Origin of the sequence: Rhizobium sp. F40D2, from assembly GCF_051810745.2 — a bacterium.
Lineage (GTDB): Bacteria > Pseudomonadota > Alphaproteobacteria > Rhizobiales > Rhizobiaceae > Rhizobium.
Genome location: NZ_JBPWQX020000004.1, coordinates 49,325 through 63,994, shown reverse-complemented (window position 1 = coordinate 63,994; position 14,670 = coordinate 49,325). Strand labels below are relative to the sequence as shown.

15 protein-coding genes and 1 pseudogene are annotated in these 14,670 nt (G+C 62.3%); 1 reads left to right on the top strand and 15 read right to left on the bottom strand.

The genetic code is table 11. The annotated features are described in order from the left end of the window. Nucleotides 1-4 precede the first annotated feature (4 nt). The 7 genes from eutB to ehuR form a co-directional block, all read right to left on the bottom strand. Nucleotides 5-1,006 carry a hydroxyectoine utilization dehydratase EutB gene (gene eutB / locus ACS4RS_RS28830; RefSeq protein ID WP_449314124.1) on the bottom strand — a complete coding sequence of 334 codons (1,002 nt, stop codon included), beginning with the start codon at nt 1,004-1,006 and terminating at the stop codon, nt 5-7. Nucleotides 1,007-1,010: 4 nt separating this feature from the next. Further along, the gene (eutA, locus tag ACS4RS_RS28825; RefSeq protein WP_439012405.1) at nt 1,011-1,790 is read right to left on the bottom strand and encodes an ectoine utilization protein EutA; all 780 of its coding nucleotides are present in this window, start codon (nt 1,788-1,790) and stop codon (nt 1,011-1,013) included. Nucleotide 1,791: 1 nt separating this feature from the next. Then, a complete protein-coding gene (ehuD, locus tag ACS4RS_RS28820; protein WP_003591483.1) occupies nt 1,792-2,451 on the bottom strand; it encodes an ectoine/hydroxyectoine ABC transporter permease subunit EhuD in 660 nt (219 codons plus the stop codon). Between the two features lie 4 nt (nt 2,452-2,455). After that, nucleotides 2,456-3,115: an ectoine/hydroxyectoine ABC transporter permease subunit EhuC gene (gene ehuC / locus ACS4RS_RS28815; protein WP_439012404.1), complete on the bottom strand. Its 660-nt coding sequence runs from the start codon at nt 3,113-3,115 to the stop codon at nt 2,456-2,458. 78 nt (nt 3,116-3,193) lie between these two features. Beyond that, complete coding sequence (gene ehuB, locus ACS4RS_RS28810; protein WP_439012403.1) at nt 3,194-4,042, bottom strand: ectoine/hydroxyectoine ABC transporter substrate-binding protein EhuB; 849 nt, start codon at nt 4,040-4,042, stop codon at nt 3,194-3,196. Nucleotides 4,043-4,100: 58 nt separating this feature from the next. Further along, on the bottom strand, nt 4,101-4,886 hold the full coding sequence (gene ehuA / locus ACS4RS_RS28805; RefSeq protein ID WP_439012402.1) for an ectoine/hydroxyectoine ABC transporter ATP-binding protein EhuA: 786 nt from the start codon (nt 4,884-4,886) through the stop codon (nt 4,101-4,103). A 122-nt stretch (nt 4,887-5,008) separates the two neighbouring features. After that, nucleotides 5,009-6,394: a MocR-like ectoine utilization transcription factor EhuR gene (gene ehuR / locus ACS4RS_RS28800; protein ID WP_439012401.1), complete on the bottom strand. Its 1,386-nt coding sequence runs from the start codon at nt 6,392-6,394 to the stop codon at nt 5,009-5,011. Nucleotides 6,395-6,494: 100 nt separating this feature from the next. Here ehuR and ACS4RS_RS28795 point away from each other — a divergent pair, with 100 nt between their 5' ends. Next, entirely contained in the window at nt 6,495-6,992 is a 498-nt protein-coding gene (locus ACS4RS_RS28795) for an Lrp/AsnC ligand binding domain-containing protein (protein ID WP_439012400.1), read from the top strand. A gap of 160 nt (nt 6,993-7,152) precedes the next feature. Here ACS4RS_RS28795 and ACS4RS_RS28790 read toward each other — a convergent pair whose 3' ends face one another. From ACS4RS_RS28790 to ACS4RS_RS28755, 8 genes and pseudogenes are all read right to left on the bottom strand, one after another. After that, nucleotides 7,153-7,896, bottom strand: a complete 744-nt coding sequence (locus tag ACS4RS_RS28790; RefSeq protein WP_003591471.1) for an amino acid ABC transporter ATP-binding protein — start codon at nt 7,894-7,896, stop codon at nt 7,153-7,155. Beyond that, nucleotides 7,893-8,867 carry an amino acid ABC transporter permease gene (locus ACS4RS_RS28785; RefSeq protein WP_449314123.1) on the bottom strand — a complete coding sequence of 325 codons (975 nt, stop codon included), beginning with the start codon at nt 8,865-8,867 and terminating at the stop codon, nt 7,893-7,895. Before ACS4RS_RS28785 ends, ACS4RS_RS28790 begins: the two co-directional genes overlap by 4 nt. Nucleotides 8,868-8,928: 61 nt before the next feature. After that, nucleotides 8,929-9,762, bottom strand: a complete 834-nt coding sequence (locus ACS4RS_RS28780; RefSeq protein WP_439012399.1) for a transporter substrate-binding domain-containing protein — start codon at nt 9,760-9,762, stop codon at nt 8,929-8,931. Between the two features lie 143 nt (nt 9,763-9,905). After that, nucleotides 9,906-10,295 carry a carboxymuconolactone decarboxylase family protein gene (locus ACS4RS_RS28775; protein ID WP_439012398.1) on the bottom strand — a complete coding sequence of 130 codons (390 nt, stop codon included), beginning with the start codon at nt 10,293-10,295 and terminating at the stop codon, nt 9,906-9,908. Continuing rightward, nucleotides 10,288-11,097 (bottom strand): alpha/beta fold hydrolase, encoded by an 810-nt coding sequence (locus ACS4RS_RS28770; RefSeq protein WP_439012397.1) that lies wholly within the window; start codon nt 11,095-11,097, stop codon nt 10,288-10,290. Before ACS4RS_RS28770 ends, ACS4RS_RS28775 begins: the two co-directional genes overlap by 8 nt. A 1-nt stretch (nt 11,098) precedes the next feature. After that, a pseudogene (locus ACS4RS_RS28765) lies at nt 11,099-12,174 on the bottom strand (LLM class flavin-dependent oxidoreductase). Nucleotides 12,175-12,213: 39 nt separating this feature from the next. After that, nucleotides 12,214-13,728, bottom strand: coding sequence for an aldehyde dehydrogenase (locus tag ACS4RS_RS28760; protein ID WP_439012395.1), 1,515 nt, complete (start codon nt 13,726-13,728; stop codon nt 12,214-12,216). Nucleotide 13,729: 1 nt separating this feature from the next. After that, nucleotides 13,730-14,650: a flavin reductase gene (locus ACS4RS_RS28755; protein WP_439012394.1), complete on the bottom strand. Its 921-nt coding sequence runs from the start codon at nt 14,648-14,650 to the stop codon at nt 13,730-13,732. Between the last annotated feature and the right edge of the window lie 20 nt (nt 14,651-14,670).

Sequence of the window (14,670 nt, the reverse complement as noted above, 5' to 3'; positions counted from 1 at the left end):
CGGCTCATGACCCATCCTCCCCGAACATCGCCGCCTCGCCGTTGATCACCCGTCGGTGCTGTTCCATGTCGACATTCCGCCCGGACAGGATCGCAACGACGGGACCGCCGGAGCGGATCTTTCCCGCAAGCAGGGCGGCAATGCCGACCGCACCCGCGCCTTCGACGATCTCCCGCTCGCAGGAATAGGCGTGGCGCATGCCGGCGGCGATTTCCGCCTCCGTCAGCAGGATGACGTCGTCGAGAAGCGCGCGGCACATGGCGAAGGTCACGCGATTGTCGAGGCCGATGCCGCCGCCGAGCAGATCGGCAAGGCTCGGCCTTTCCTCGACCTGCACCGGCCGGCCGGCATCGAGGCTTGCCTTCATCGCCGCACCCCATTCCATCGTCAGGCCGATCACCTGCGTCTTCGGATTGACGCCCTTGATCGCGGCGGCAACGCCCGCCGCGAGGCCGCCGCCGGAGAGAGGCACCAGCACCGTGGCCGCGTCCGGCAAAGCATCGATGATCTCAAGCCCAAGAGTCCCCTGCCCGGCCACGACAGCCTGATGGTCGAAGGGCGGAACCATGACCAGCCCCTCTTCGCGGACCAGCCGGTCGACCTCCTGCTGCGCCTCGTCCTGTGATCGCCCGACGATGCGGACATCGGCGCCGAGACGGCGGATTTCCGAGATCTTGTTCTCCGGCACCAGCCGCGACATGCAGATGGTTGCAACCGCACCTTCGGCCTTCGCCGCATAGGCAAGCGCCCGGCCGTGATTTCCGGTTGAGGCGGCGACGACGCCGCGCGAACGTTCGGCCGGCGACAAGGACAGCACAGCATTGATCGCGCCGCGCAGCTTGAAGCTGCCAGTCGTCTGATGATGTTCGAGCTTGAGATGGACAGGCACACCGGCAATGTCGGCAAGCGATGCCGAATGCACCATCGGCGTTTCGATAAACCGGCCGGCGATCCGCCGCGCCGCCGCGCGAATATCCTCCAGCGAAACGGGCAAGGTGCGGACCATGATTTCAGCCTTTCCCGTAGGGCTTGGTCATCAATTGTCCGAGTTCGGGCCGCGCCCGGTCATCGCCGCAAAGCCTCAGACACGCCCAGGCGGTTGCGAGATTGCTGGTGACCACGGGCTTGCCGGTCTCGGCTTCGATGCGGGCGGCGACCTCGGCTGCGCGCACGGCGGTACAGGAGATGAACAGCGCATCGGATTGCGGATCCAGCGCCTCACGCGCGAAGGCTGCTATTTCATCCGGCGCAATTCGCGCCATCTCACGATCGTCATTCAGGCCGAGACAGGTGAAACGGTCGATCGCAAAGCCGAGATAGGCGAAATAATCCGCCATCGGCCGGCTGGTCTCGATCGTATAAGGCGTCAGCACCGAGATGCGTTTTGCGCCAAGCGCCTGCAGGCCTTTCACGGCCGCCGCCGTCGGCGTCACCACCGGAACGCCGGGTTTGGAGGCATGGATCGCCGCTTCGATGTTGCGGTCGCCGATCACCACAGAGGCGGAGGTGCAGGAATACATCACCGCATCCAGCGTCTCATCCGGCAGGATCAGCCCTGCGCCTTCCGTCAGCGACGGCTGCATTTTCAGGAGGTTTTCCGGTGTGACCGGATTGGCGTAGCGGATGCGGCTGACATAAACGCCGATGCGGTCGCTGGCGACCATGCGCCGGAAGTCGACCTCGGTCGTATGGTCGGTCGCCAGGATGATCAGGCCGATGCGCTTTTCGAGCGGCCGGTCGTCCAGTCGCGGCCGGCGTCCGGCGGGAATGATCTCGATTGCTGCGATCATATCAATCATCCATCCTGGCGTAACGTTCTTCGAGCCAGCGCAAGCCCACGACCGAGATCAGGCTGATGACGAGGAAGAAGACCCCGACCAGCGTCATCGGCTCAATGTAGCGGTAATTGCTGTTGGCAATGCTCTTTGCCTGGTTCATCAATTCGAGCACGGTGATCGCCGACAGCAGCGGCGTCTCCTTGAACATGGCGATGAAATAATTGGCGAGCGCCGGGATCATCGGCGGGATTGCCTGCGGCAGGACCACGTGGATCCAGGCCTGGCGCGTCGTCAGATTGGTGGCCTTGGCCGCTTCCCATTGGCCGCGCGGCACATTCTCGATGCCGGCGCGATAGACTTCCGCCGTGTAGGTCGCATAGTGAATGCCCATGCCGATGACGCCGGCGGTAAGCGGCGACAGCCGGATGCCGATATCAGGCAACACGTAGAAGATGAAGTAAAGCTGCACCAGGAGCGGCGTGCCGCGGATGAATTCCGAGACGAAGCCGACCGTTCTGGAGATAGCAGTGACCGGTGACCGCCGCGCGATGGCAAGGCCGAGGCCCGCGACCATGGCGACGGCAGCGCCGAGGATGGTCGCGAGAATGGTGATCTTGAACCCTTCGAGGAGGGTCGGCATGATCTGCCAGACGAAGTCCCAATCCCATTCCATCCGATCAGGTCCTTATGCCGTCGAGGCTGCGGGCCATGCGGCGCTCCAGCCAGCGCATCGCCGCCGAAATCGCCAAGGCCATGAGGAAATAGAGAATGAGGATCGTTGCGAAGGGCACCAGCGTACTGCCGGTCTGCGCCCGCACCACCTGCGCCTGGAAGGTCATATCCGTCAGCGAGATCAACGACACGACGGCCGTGCCCTTCAGGAGCTCGATCGCATTGTTGCAGAAGGTCGGCAGCATCAGCGGCAGCGCCTGCGGCAGGATGACGTGTCGCATGCGCTGGTAGCGCGACAGGTTGAGCGCAACACAGGCTTCCGATTGTTCGCGTCCGACGGCCTTGACGGCGCCGCGCACCACTTCCGCCGCATAGGCGCCGACATTCAGGCCAAGCGCCAGGACACCCGCCTGCAGCGGCGTCAGGGTCAAGCCGGCAAATGGCAGCACGAAATAGACCCAGAAGAGCTGGACGAAAATCGAGGTGCCGCGGAAGAACTCGATATAGCCGGTCGCCAGAGCCCTGACGGCAAAGAAGCGTGACAGGCGGCCGAGCCCCGCGAGGAAGGCCATGACCAGCGCCAGCGCAGAGCCCATGACCGTCAGCTGGAGCGTGACCAGGGCGCCCTCAAGGATCAGTGTCAGATAGCCGGACCATACCGACATCGGCAACTCACTTCGCTGGAGATCGTTCGAAGGGCAAGCCGGCCATGGCAGGACGCATGGCCGGCTGCTCTCATCAGGTTACTTGGCTGCGGCGCAGAGCTTGTCGCGGCTCGTCGACATCGCCGCCTTGGCCGAGAAGCCGTAGGGCTCGATGATCTTGGCGAATTCGCCCGATTCCTTCAGCTTCTTCAGCTCGACGTCGAAGGCGTCGCGCAGCGCGACATCCTGCTTGCGGAAGGCGGCGCCATCGCAATAGACCGGTGCATTGACGACCGGAGCGACGGTTTCGAGATTGGGATCATTCGCCTTGGCCATCAGGTCGTGGATCGACAGGACCGGCAGCGAGTAGACGTCGATGCGCCCGTCCTGCAGCATTTTGATGCCGCTCTGGCCATCCGGAACGACGATGACGCGGTCGCGCGGCACGCCGGCCTCGAGCGCCAGCTTCTCCTCGGTGCCGCCGCCCGGTGCGCCGATCTTGGCATCGGGATTGTCGGCGATATCCTTGTAGCTGGTCAGCTTCAGCGGGTTGCCCTTCTTGAGGGCGAAGGCTTCGGCGTCGCAGAGGATCGGTTCCGAATAGGCAACCGCATTGCAGCGCTCGGGCTTCATGAACAGGCCGGCGGTGATCGCGTCGTGGCGGCCGGCCTGCAGGCCGGGGATCATCGCGCCATATTCCGAAATCGAGGCAACCACTTCCTTGACGCCCAGCTTTTCGAAGATCACGCGCGCCACATCGGGCGCGGCGCCGGACACCTTGCCGTCGGCGCCGACGGCCGTGAACGGCGGCTCGTTGGCGATGGCGATGCGGGCAAAACCCTGCTCCTTCAGCTGCTCGAGCTTGTCATCGGCGGCGAAAGCCGGGCCGGCGGCCGCGGCCAGAAGCACCGACAGACTGACGGCGCTCAAAACATATCCTGCTTTCATCGTTCCCAACTCCTCTGGCTTTCCTTTGAGTTTTATTCTTTGCGGGCAATGTCTGAGGTCAGACGCGGTGCCCAGCCGCAATGATCTTGCGCAGGAAGGTCTGCGTCCGCTCCTGCGTCGGATTTCGGAAGATATCGCCCGGCTTGCCTTCCTCGACGATCTTGCCGCGATCGAAGAACAGCACGCGGTCGGCGAAGTCATGGGCAAAACCCATCTCATGGGTCACGAGAAGCATGGTCATATCGGTCTCGGAGGCCAGCCGCCGCATGACGTTCAGCACCTCTTCGACCAGCTCCGGGTCGAGTGCCGAGGTGACTTCGTCAAACAGCATAATCTTCGGCGACAGCGCCAGCGCCCGGGCAATGGCGACGCGTTGCTTCTGTCCGCCGGAAAGCTGCGCCGGGACGCTTTTCGCCTTGTCGGCCAGGCCGACCATATCGAGCAACTCCATTGCCCGCTTTTCGGCCTGCGGACGTTTGATGCCCTTGGTCAGCATCGGCGCCAGCGTCACATTGTCGAGCACGCATTTGTGCGGAAAAAGATTGAAGTGCTGGAAGACCATGCCGATCTTTTCGCGCATGCGATGAAGGTGCCGTTCATCGGCCGGCACCAGCCCGCCGCTGCCTGCCATATGGTAGAGCTGTTCGCCGTCAACCTCGATATGGCCGCCGCTGATCGTCTCCAGCGTCATCAGAATGCGCAGGATCGTCGTCTTGCCGGAGCCGGACGGCCCGATCAGCGCCAGCTTCTCACCCGGCATGACATTCATCGACAGGCCGTCGAGCACGGTCAGCGGGCCGTATCTCTTGACGATGTTGTCGATGCGGATGATGGGCTGAGGCATTCATGTCTCTCCCTGTTGAGACAAGCAATGCCCTAACGATGACGGCCCATTGAAATCATGTCAATTCGTAAAATAATATCATGACAATTATTCTGCGAATGCTCAAATGAGGGCCAGTGCCATCAAATCGCCAGCAGCAGCTCTTCCGGATTTCCCTGCGCCAATGAAGCGACGATCCCAAGCCCGGTCCGCAGCTCGCTTTCCGTCGTCGAGCCGAGCGAGATGCGCACGGCCGGCGTCGAGCCCTGGTCGGCGGTGCGGAACGATTTGCCTGGCGCGATCGCCACGCCGCGCAGCCTCGCCTGTGACACGAAACCATCCTCGGCATGGTTGCCAGCGAGCGGCAGCCAGACGTGCAGGCTTTGCGGATGCGCCCGGTAGCTGAGGCCGGCCAGCATCTCTGCTGCGATCGCGTGGCGGCTCGCAAGGGCGCGGCGCTGCCAGTTGACCAGTTCCATCGCCGTGCCGTCGCTGACCCAGCGGGTGGCGATCTCGGCCATGGCAGGCGTCGCCATCCAACTGGAAACGAGATGCCGGTTGGCGACGGCGGCGACATAGCGGTCGGGTGCGACGAGATAGCCGATCCTGAGGCCGGGAACGGTGATCTTCGTGAAGCTCGTGATGTAGAGCGTCCGCTCCGGCGCAAAGGCGGCCATCGGCGGCGCCCGGTTCTCGACCATCGGACCGAGAATATCGTTTTCGATGATCGCGATGTCATGCTTGGCGGCAACGGCGGCCAGCGCCTGGCGGCGCTCGGCGCTCATCAGCGCCGCCATCGGATTGATGACCGAGGGCTGCAGAAAGATTGCCCGGATCGGCCCCGTGCGGCAGGCTTCATCGAGCGCCTCAGGGATCATGCCCTCCTCGTCGATCCCCAGCCCTTCGAGGTGCAGGCCGAGGTAGCCGCAGAGCGGCACCAGCGTGTGGTGGCTGACCGCTTCGGTCGCGATGGTCGAGCCGGGCGGCGCGACGCTCATCAGCGCCACCGTCATGCCCGAGGTGGCGCCATTCGTTACGCTGATATTCAGCGGCGACACGTCCAGCCCGCAGCGCGCCAGCCATTCGGTGGCGACCGTGCGGTGGCGCGGGAACACCATGTTCGGACGGAACGACAGGGCGGAACTGGAAGGCAGGTTTTCTGAAAGCCAGCCGAAGGCCTGGCGCAGTTTTTCCAGGTGGATCTGCTCGCAGACCGGCTTCAGGATCGACAAATCGATCACCTCGCCCAGCCGTTCCGGCAGATAAGGCGGCTCCGGCTCGCGCGGCCTGGTCTGGACGAAGCTGCCGCGGCCGATTTCGCCTGATATCAGCCCCCGGCGGCTGAGTTCGTCATAGGCGCGGCTGACCGTCTGCACCGAAAGATGCAGATCGTCGGCCAGCTTACGGTGCGGCGGCAATTGCGTGCCGTCGGAGAGCTTGCCGTCGGTGATCGCATTGGCGATCTGCTCGGCAAGCGAGAGGTAAGCCGGCCGGCGGAGTTGCGAGGGATCGGGGCGCCACTTTGTCATGATTTAACACTGCTGAAAATCAGTTCAATTGACAATGCAAAAATGCGCTTCCATTGTCTTTTCGCTGCGTTTGAAATGATTTCTTTCTAAAGAAAGTACCATGAAGCTCGACGCCATCGACCTGCGCATTCTTGACGCCGTCCAGCGCGACGGCCGCATCACCAAGCTCGCACTGGCTGAAAAGGCGGGCCTGTCGCCGACGCCGTGCTGGATGCGGCTGCGCAAGCTCGAAAAGGCGGGCATCATTACCGGCTACCACGCCCGCATCGCCCCGCGGCGCATCGCGCCGGTCGCCAGCGTGATGATGGAAGTGACGCTCGCCAACCATCGCCAGGCGGATTTCGAGCGCTTCGAGCGCGCCGTTGCCGCAATCCCGGAGATCGTCGCCTGCTGGTCGGTCGGCGGCGGTGTCGATTACATCCTGAAAATCATCACCGCCGATATCGACGCCTATCAGCGGCTGGTCGACGGTCTTCTCGACCGCGAACTCGGCATCGACCGCTACTTCACCTATATCGTCACCAAGACGGTGAAGGAGGAAACAGTGCTTCCGGTCTCTTCCTTTGCGGCATCCGACGAGGACCAGAGCGCGTCATAGACAATCTCTCTGCCGGTCCGGATGGAAACTGCAGGCGTGCCCGTCGCCAAGCCACATCGCGACGAGAGATCCTATCTAATCGGCCGACGCTGCCTGAGGTGTAATCTACAGCGAGGAACGCGGCACGTCTTCGGACCATCCGCGCTTCCGCCGCATGTTGCTAGTGCTTAAGGATTTGACTGAGGAACAGCTTTGTCCGCTCATGCTGCGGATTGTCGAAGAATTCTTCGGGCACGCCCTGCTCGACGATCTGGCCTGTGTTCATGAAGATCACACGGTCCGCGACGGCCCGGGCAAAGCCCATTTCGTGGGTGACGCAAACCATCGTCATGCCGTCCTTGGCAAGACCGGTCATGGTTTCGAGTACCTCCGACACCATTTCCGGATCAAGCGCCGAAGTTGGCTCGTCGAACAGCATGACAGCCGGCTGCATGCAGAGCGATCTGGCAATTGCGACGCGCTGCTGCTGGCCGCCCGATAGCTGGATCGGATATTTGTTGGCCTGTTCGGGGATGCGCACACGCTCGAGGAATTTCAGCGCCGTCTTCTTCGCCTCGGCCGCCGGCACACCCTTGATCCACATCGGCCCGACCATACAGTTCATCAGCACAGTCATATGTGGGAAGAGATTGAAGTGCTGGAACACCATGCCGACATTCTTCCGGACTTCGCCGACATTGCGCATCTTGTTGTGCAGGGTGATGCCGTTGACGGTGATCTCTCCCTCTTGATGGGCTTCGAGCCGATTGAAGCAACGGATCAGCGTTGACTTGCCGGATCCCGAAGGACCACAGACGACGATTCGCTCGCCCTTGCTGACAGTGAGATTGATATCCTTCAGCACCTGAAAGGCGCCGTACCACTTCGAAACGTGCTTCGCTTCAATGATCTTGTCGCCGTTCATCGGACTTTGCTCCTGGCATAATGACGTTCGATGCGCGCTTGGATGAGTTCGAGGCAGATCGACATGATCCAGTAGAGCATCGCGGCGGAGATCAGCATTTCCATGTGCTGGAAGGTCTTTTGGCCAAGCGTGCGGGCCAGGAACATCAGTTCCCAGACGCCAATGACAGAGACCAGCGAGCTGTCCTTCAGCATCGAGATGAACTGGTTGCCGGTCGGAGGAATGATGACGGGCAATGCCTGCGGCAGGATGATCTTGCGCATGGTGATGCCGAAGCCGAAACCAATCGAACGTGAGGCCTCCCACTGGCCGCGATCGATGCTCTGAATGCCCGAACGGAAGATCTCGGTCATATAGGCGCCATAGCAAAGCGAGAGCGCAAGAATGCCGGCGGGCACTGCATCGATGACGAAGCCCAACTGCGGCAAGCCGAGATAGATCAAATAGACCTGCATCAGCAGCGGAAGACCGCGGAAGAACGAGGTGTAGAAACTGGCAATCGCATAGGCGAAGCCGTTGGTCGAAAGCTTGGCGACAGCACCCAATATAGCAATTGCCGAGGCGATTACGATCGAGACTGCAGAGACGTAGATCGTCGTCACTAGGCCCTGGGTGACCATGAACGGCAGTTTTTCGGCGATGAACGGCAGGCTCAGATGAAAGGTTGCGAAGAAGGCCAGAAAGAGGCCGAGCAGTTCGATCCAGACAATGGCGATCTGCACCCGCAGGGACGCAAAGCCGATCAGGACGACATTTAGCACAAAAAGCACGGCGATGACGAAAGCAATGGCGAAGCGGCCGTAAAAGCCGCTGGCCGTGGGATCGCCGATGACCGGACGCATCAATTCGCCCATAGCCGTGCCGGTCATGTTGAACATCAGGAAGAACGCCAGCGCTACAGCAAACAGCGTCGCGATGAACCACGGCTTGTGGACGAGTACTTCGGATTCGACTGTATCGGAATAAAGCATTTCTTGCCCCTTGCGGCAAATCGACGGTCCGGATGTCCGGACCGTCTGGTTCTGGTGGCGGTTATTTTACGACCGTATAGTCCACGCCGTACCATTTCACCGAAAGCTTGCTCAGCGTGCCGTCGGACTGCATACCCTTCACGGCTTCGGCGATCTTGTCGTTGAACTCCTTGTCGCCATGTTCGATTGCAACGGCGAGCGGCTCGTAGAAAACGGGGTCGCCGATCTGCTTGATCGGGTAGCCGGCCTTAACGGCATCAAGAATGCTCGGTAGCGACGAGACGACTGCATCGAGACGGGCACCGTCGCCGAGGCGCAGATCATCGAAGGCGGTGGTCGAGTTGGCGTAGGACTTCACTTCCTCCGGCTTGAACTCGTACTTAAAAGCAGGCGCACCGGCGGCATCAAGCGTCAGGTCGCCTTTCGCATAGGCTTCGAAGGTGGAGGTGGCCGTGGTGCCGACGACCTTGCCGTCAAGATCGGAGAGCTTGGTCGCCTTGCTGTCCTTGTGCGCGGCAACGGCAGCCGGCGTGTAGTAATAAACGGCCGGGAAGTCGAAGATCTCGGCACGCTTTTTGGTCGGCGTCATCGAACCGACATGCATGTCCCAGCGGCCTGCCCAATTGCCGGCTGTGATGATGTCCCAGCCAGGCGTTACGAATTCGACCTTCACACCGAGACGCCCGCCGATATCCTTGGCAACGTCGATGTCGAAACCGTCAAGTTCGTTCTTGTCGTTCATGAAGGATTGCGGCGCCCAGTTGGCGTCGGTCGCGACCTTCAGGTTCTCGGCCGCCAGCACGCGGTCGAGCACGGCACCGGCATTGGCCGGAACGGCAGCCAGTACAAGGGCGAGCGACGCGGCGGCTGCAGTCATCTTGGTCAGTCTGTTCATGCGATGGTTCCCTTTATTGTCATTCTTGGTTTTGGTCCGGGCTCATTCCCGTACCGTCAAGCAATCTTCCAGTCGAAGACACCTTTGCGTCTTCCGGCGAACGGAAGCAGCGGCCGGCCGCTCGTTCCTTCAAACCGGGGAAGTCAGAACTCTCCTTTCTGGCGCATCTCGTCGCGAATGGAGCAGGCAACCCGGAAGGCTTCTACGCCGGCGGGAATGCCGCAATAGACTGCGATCTGCACGAGTGCGGCCCGCAATTCGTCGTCAGTCAGCCCATTGCGAATGGCGCCGCGAAAGTGGATGCCGAATTCATGCATGCGGTTAAGCGCCGCCAGCATGCCGAGATTGAGAAGGCTGCGCTGCCTGAGATCGAGCCCTTCGTCAGTCCAGGCCGCACCCCAGCAATATTCGTTGAGAACGTCCTGAAACGGAGCAGAAAAACTGTCGGCATTGTTCATCGCCCGGTCGACATAGTCGTCGCCAAGAACCTTGCGCCTGACGGCCTCGCCGCTCCTTCTGAGTGTCTCATCCATGGTTCGTCTCCTCGCGGGTCAGGAAACCGCGCATCAAATTCGCGACCGTTTCCGGCGCCTCGACCAGGATGGAATGGCGCAATCCGGGCAGGATGCTGAGCGTCGAGCCCGTGATACGCTCGTGCATGTAGCGGGCCATGCGCGGATTGGATCCGGCATCGTCCTCGCCAGTCGCAATCAGCGTCGGGCAGCGGATCTGGTCGAGGAAGCCGCCGAAGTCGGTCTCGGCGAGCACCCGGTAGGCCGCCGCATAGCATTCCGGATCATTCTCGGCATCGCGCTGGCGAAGCCTTGCGATAACCTCCGGGTTCGCGGCCTGGAATTCTTCGGTCAGCCAGCGCGATAGCGAGGCATTGTGGTGATCGGCGGGCGTACCCGCCCGCAGCGCCGCCAGGCGCTCCAGAACCCGCGTCCGCTCCTCCGGCGTGCGGCCGGCCACTGTGGAGAGCAGCACCAGCTTGCGCAGCCGGTCCAGGTGGGTCAGCGCCAGGCGCTGGGCGATCAGCCCGCCGAGCGAAAAGCCGGCGAGATTGAAGGTTTGGAATCCAGCCTTGTCGGCCAGCGCCAGCGCCTCGTCGACGAAATCGTCGATCTCGTAGCGGCCCTTGACCCGGCTCGAATGGCCGTGGCCTCGCAGATCGAAGGTCAGGATCGTAAAGCTGTCTTTCAGGCGCTCGACTACACCCGACCAGGCTTCGAGATAGGAGCCGACGCCGTGGATACAGACCAGCGGGTCGCCGCTGCCGTCGATGCGGTAGTTGAGCGTCACGTCTCCGACGGTATGGCGCTGTGCCTCTGCCATGTCAGCCCGCCGCCGCCTTGCGCTGCTTGTCCTTTTCGCGCGCGGCGAAGAAGGGCATGATTTCCTTGACGAACAGCTCGATCGTCCGCTTCTGCAGCTCGAAGGGCAGGTTGAAGGTCAGGCCAAGGCAGTACTGATCGACACCGGCTTCTTCATAGACCAGCAGCTTCTCGATCGCCTCGTCGGGCGTGCCGAACATCAGGTTCTTGCGGATATTGTCCGGATTGTAGTTGTCCTTGCCCTTGACCGCTTGATAGGGCACCGCTTCCGGGAAGCCTTCGCGGACATTGCCGATATTCTGCATCAGGTTTTCGAAGGCGCGGCCGTAATCCATGCTGTGCTTAACCGCCAGTTCCCAGCCGTCGGCCTTGTCGTAGACGCAGGTGCGGCGCTGCATCATGAAGCGCGGGCGCGGCACCTCGGGATGATCGGCAACCGCCTTGTTGAACTTGTCGGCCAGAACCTGGATCTCGGCTGCCGGCTGCGAGAGGGCGTGGAGAGAATGCTGGCGCCATTGGCGATCGCCCAGTCGAAGGAGCCGGGATCGCGTGCCGCGACCCAGATCGGCGGATGCGGCTGCTGCAGCGGCTTCGGCACCGAAGTGGCGGTCGGGAATTTCCAATAGTGCCCGTCATGAGCATAGTCACCGGCCCAGAGCTTCTTCACAGCCGGGACGATCTCCTTCATGTAGGCGACGCCTTCCTGCTGCGGCATGCCGCCGGCCATCCGGTCGAACTCATACTGGTAGGAGCCGCGGGCAATGCCGAATTCCAGGCGGCCGTTGGTCAGATGATCGCAGAGCGCGGATTCGCCGGCGAGCCGGATCGGGGTCCAGTAGGGCGCGACCAGCGTCGAGGTGCCCAGGCGGATCTGCTGCGTGTGCTGCGCCAGCCAGACGAGCGTCTGGAACGGATTAGGAGAGATCGTGCATTCGATCGTGTGGTGCTCGGCAGTCCAGAGCGCCTCGAAACCGCCCTCGTCGGCCATCCGTGCCAATTGCAGGAGATTGTTCTTGGCCGTCGCCATCGGAACGTCGGGCGAGAAGCGTTCCATGGTCAGCGATACTGCGAATTTCATCTGCTTGCCTCCCTTGCGGGTTCAGTTTTGTGCGTGCCGTCACTTCAGACGGATGACGAAGGGGTCCTGCATCGCCCCGGAATAATCGATGATGACGTTCTTCAGCCGCGAGAATTCATGCATCACGTCGAAGCCGCCGCGCCGGCCGTAGCCGCTTTCCTTGAAGCCGCCATTGGCGGACATGAAGGAGGCCGAGCGGTAGGTATTGACCCAGACGGTGCCGGCTTCGATCTGGTTGGCGAAGCGAAGCGCCCGATCGATGTCCTTGGTCCAGATGCCGGAGGCGAGGCCGTAATGGCTGTCGTTAGCGAGCGCGATCATCTCAGCCTCGTCGCGGAACGGCATGACGCCGACCACGGGGCCAAAAATCTCGTCGCGCATGAAGCCCATGTCGTTCTGCGCATCGACCATGACAGTCGGCTCGTAGTACCAGCCGCCACTCGAAAGCCCTTCCTTCTGCGGACGGCGGCCACCGGCCGCCACCTTGGCGCCTTCCTTGACGCCCGAGGCGACGTAACCCTCGACCTTGGAAAGCTGGTCGGCGAGCGCCAGCGGACCGATATCGGTATCATCGAGCGTCGGCAGGCCGACGCGAATGCGGGCGGTGCGGGCGATCAGCGCATCGATGAACTTGTCGTAGATGCTGGCTTCGACGAAGCAGCGCGAACCGGCAACGCAGGTCTGCCCGGCAGCGGCGAAGACGCCGGAGACGACGCCGTTGACGGCATGCTCGATCTCGACATCGCCGAAGACCACATGCGGCGACTTTCCGCCGAGTTCCATCGAGCAAGGCACGAGGTTCTGCGCGGCATTGCCGGCGATGCGGCGGCCGGTCGCGGTGCTGCCGGTGAAGACATATTTGGCAACGCCCGGATGGCGGGTCAGCGCCTCGCCGGCGCTCTTGCCGGTGCCGGTGACGACATTGACGACACCTGCCGGGAAGCCGGCTTCATGGATGAGTTCGGCCAGCGCCAGCGTCGAGGCGGTCGCATGTTCCGACGGCTTGATGACGACGGTGTTGCCGATCGCCAGGCACGGCGCCAGCGTGCCGGTCAGAAGCATCAGCGGCGAATTCCAGGGCGTGATCATGCCGACGACGCCGAGTGGTTCGCGCAGGTTGATGTTCAGCGTATCCATCCGGTTGATCGGGATCGTATCGCCCTGCAGCTTGTCGGCCATGCCAGCGAAATAGTGATAGCTGTCCGGCATCGAGCGCATCTGCGCCCGGGTTTCCTTGAGAAGCTTACCGTTGTCGCGCGTTTCGATCTCGGCCAGCCTATCGGCATTGGCGCGGACGAGTTCTGCGAGCTTGCGGACCAGCGCGCCGCGGTCGGTCTGCGTCATCCGCCGCCAGGCGGGATTGCGGAAGGCGGCGTTCGCAGCGGCAACGGCCGCAGAAACGTCATCGGCGTCGGCTTCCGCCAGATCGTACCATCGCTCGCCAGTCGTCGGGTCGTAGCTGGCAATGTAGTTGCCGGCCTTCGGCGCCACGAATTCACCGGTGATGAACAGGCCCTGTCGCGAACCTTCGATGGAGCTGACTGTCGACTTCATGTCACTGTCCTTGGTCTTGGGAGGCTTGGATCCAGGCCCGGGCTTCACCATCGATCATCGCGATGCGGCCGCCGTCGTCTGAATCCATGTAGATGCCGAAGCGGCCCGCCTGCCGCTCGCGTACATAGCGCCGCAGCATAGAGCGTAGTTCATGGGTGGCGATCGCCTCGTAGGGCAGATCGTCGATGCCGAAGAAGCGGAGGTCGGCAGGCAGGTTGACGCCCGCACCCTCGCCCGCCAGCCGGGCACGATAGACGAGATAACCGGGATCGCTGTCGGCGACGTCGAAGACCGAGTAGAGGAAGGTCTCTTCCGGCACGAGGCTCAGCGCATCGCCGCTCTCGACCACCAGCTGACTATCGGCCTTGCGGCGGCGCGCCGAGGGAAGCACCCAGCCACCCTTGCCATTCGAGCGCAGCAACAAACCGTCGCCGGCCTCGATCAAGTAGCCGATGATCATCCCGTGCGAGGCAAGCCATCCGGCCGGCAGCGGATCCTTGACGCTGGCATAGCGGCCACGACAGAAGCCGAGCGGTGCGGTCGGGCTGGTGCCGAAGGCCCGGACCTGCCCGATGAGAACCGTATGGTCGCCAGCATCGACGGCACTGTAGGTGGTGCAGTCGAACCATGTCAGACTGTCGGTCAGAACTGGCGCGCCGGTATGGATGTGATCGTGGGTGACGGACTGGAACTTGTCGGGAGACTTCGAGGCGAAAGTGCCGGACACATCAACCTGCCCTTCGTGAAGAATATTGACCGCGAAGCACCCCGAACTGGTAAAGGCTTGGTAGCTGGAAGCCGACTTCGCGACACAGACGAGCAGCAGCGGCGGATCGAGCGATACGGACGTGAATGAATTCGCGGTCATGCCGCGCGGGGTCCCATCCTCGTCGCGCGTGGTGATGACGGTCACGCCCGTCACGAAGGTTCCGAAGGCCCGGC

Bases quoted from the DNA above. Each gene is read 5' to 3' on its own strand.
- ehuC (WP_439012404.1), bottom strand. From the start codon at position 3,115: ATGTCGGTATGGTCCGGCTATCTGACACTGATCCTTGAGGGCGCCCTG.
- ehuR (WP_439012401.1), bottom strand. From the start codon at position 6,394: ATGACAAAGTGGCGCCCCGATCCCTCGCAACTCCGCCGGCCGGCTTAC.
- ACS4RS_RS28780 (WP_439012399.1), bottom strand. From the start codon at position 9,762: ATGAACAGACTGACCAAGATGACTGCAGCCGCCGCGTCGCTCGCCCTT.
- ACS4RS_RS28790 (WP_003591471.1), bottom strand. From the start codon at position 7,896: ATGAACGGCGACAAGATCATTGAAGCGAAGCACGTTTCGAAGTGGTAC.
- eutA (WP_439012405.1), bottom strand. From the start codon at position 1,790: ATGATCGCAGCAATCGAGATCATTCCCGCCGGACGCCGGCCGCGACTG.
- ACS4RS_RS28775 (WP_439012398.1), bottom strand. From the start codon at position 10,295: ATGGATGAGACACTCAGAAGGAGCGGCGAGGCCGTCAGGCGCAAGGTT.
- ehuD (WP_003591483.1), bottom strand. From the start codon at position 2,451: ATGGAATGGGATTGGGACTTCGTCTGGCAGATCATGCCGACCCTCCTC.
- ehuB (WP_439012403.1), bottom strand. From the start codon at position 4,042: ATGAAAGCAGGATATGTTTTGAGCGCCGTCAGTCTGTCGGTGCTTCTG.
- ACS4RS_RS28760 (WP_439012395.1), bottom strand. From the start codon at position 13,728: ATGAAGTCGACAGTCAGCTCCATCGAAGGTTCGCGACAGGGCCTGTTC.
- ehuA (WP_439012402.1), bottom strand. From the start codon at position 4,886: ATGCCTCAGCCCATCATCCGCATCGACAACATCGTCAAGAGATACGGC.
- ACS4RS_RS28770 (WP_439012397.1), bottom strand. From the start codon at position 11,097: ATGGCAGAGGCACAGCGCCATACCGTCGGAGACGTGACGCTCAACTAC.
- eutB (WP_449314124.1), bottom strand. From the start codon at position 1,006: ATGGTCCGCACCTTGCCCGTTTCGCTGGAGGATATTCGCGCGGCGGCG.
- ACS4RS_RS28795 (WP_439012400.1), top strand. From the start codon at position 6,495: ATGAAGCTCGACGCCATCGACCTGCGCATTCTTGACGCCGTCCAGCGC.
- ACS4RS_RS28785 (WP_449314123.1), bottom strand. From the start codon at position 8,867: ATGCTTTATTCCGATACAGTCGAATCCGAAGTACTCGTCCACAAGCCG.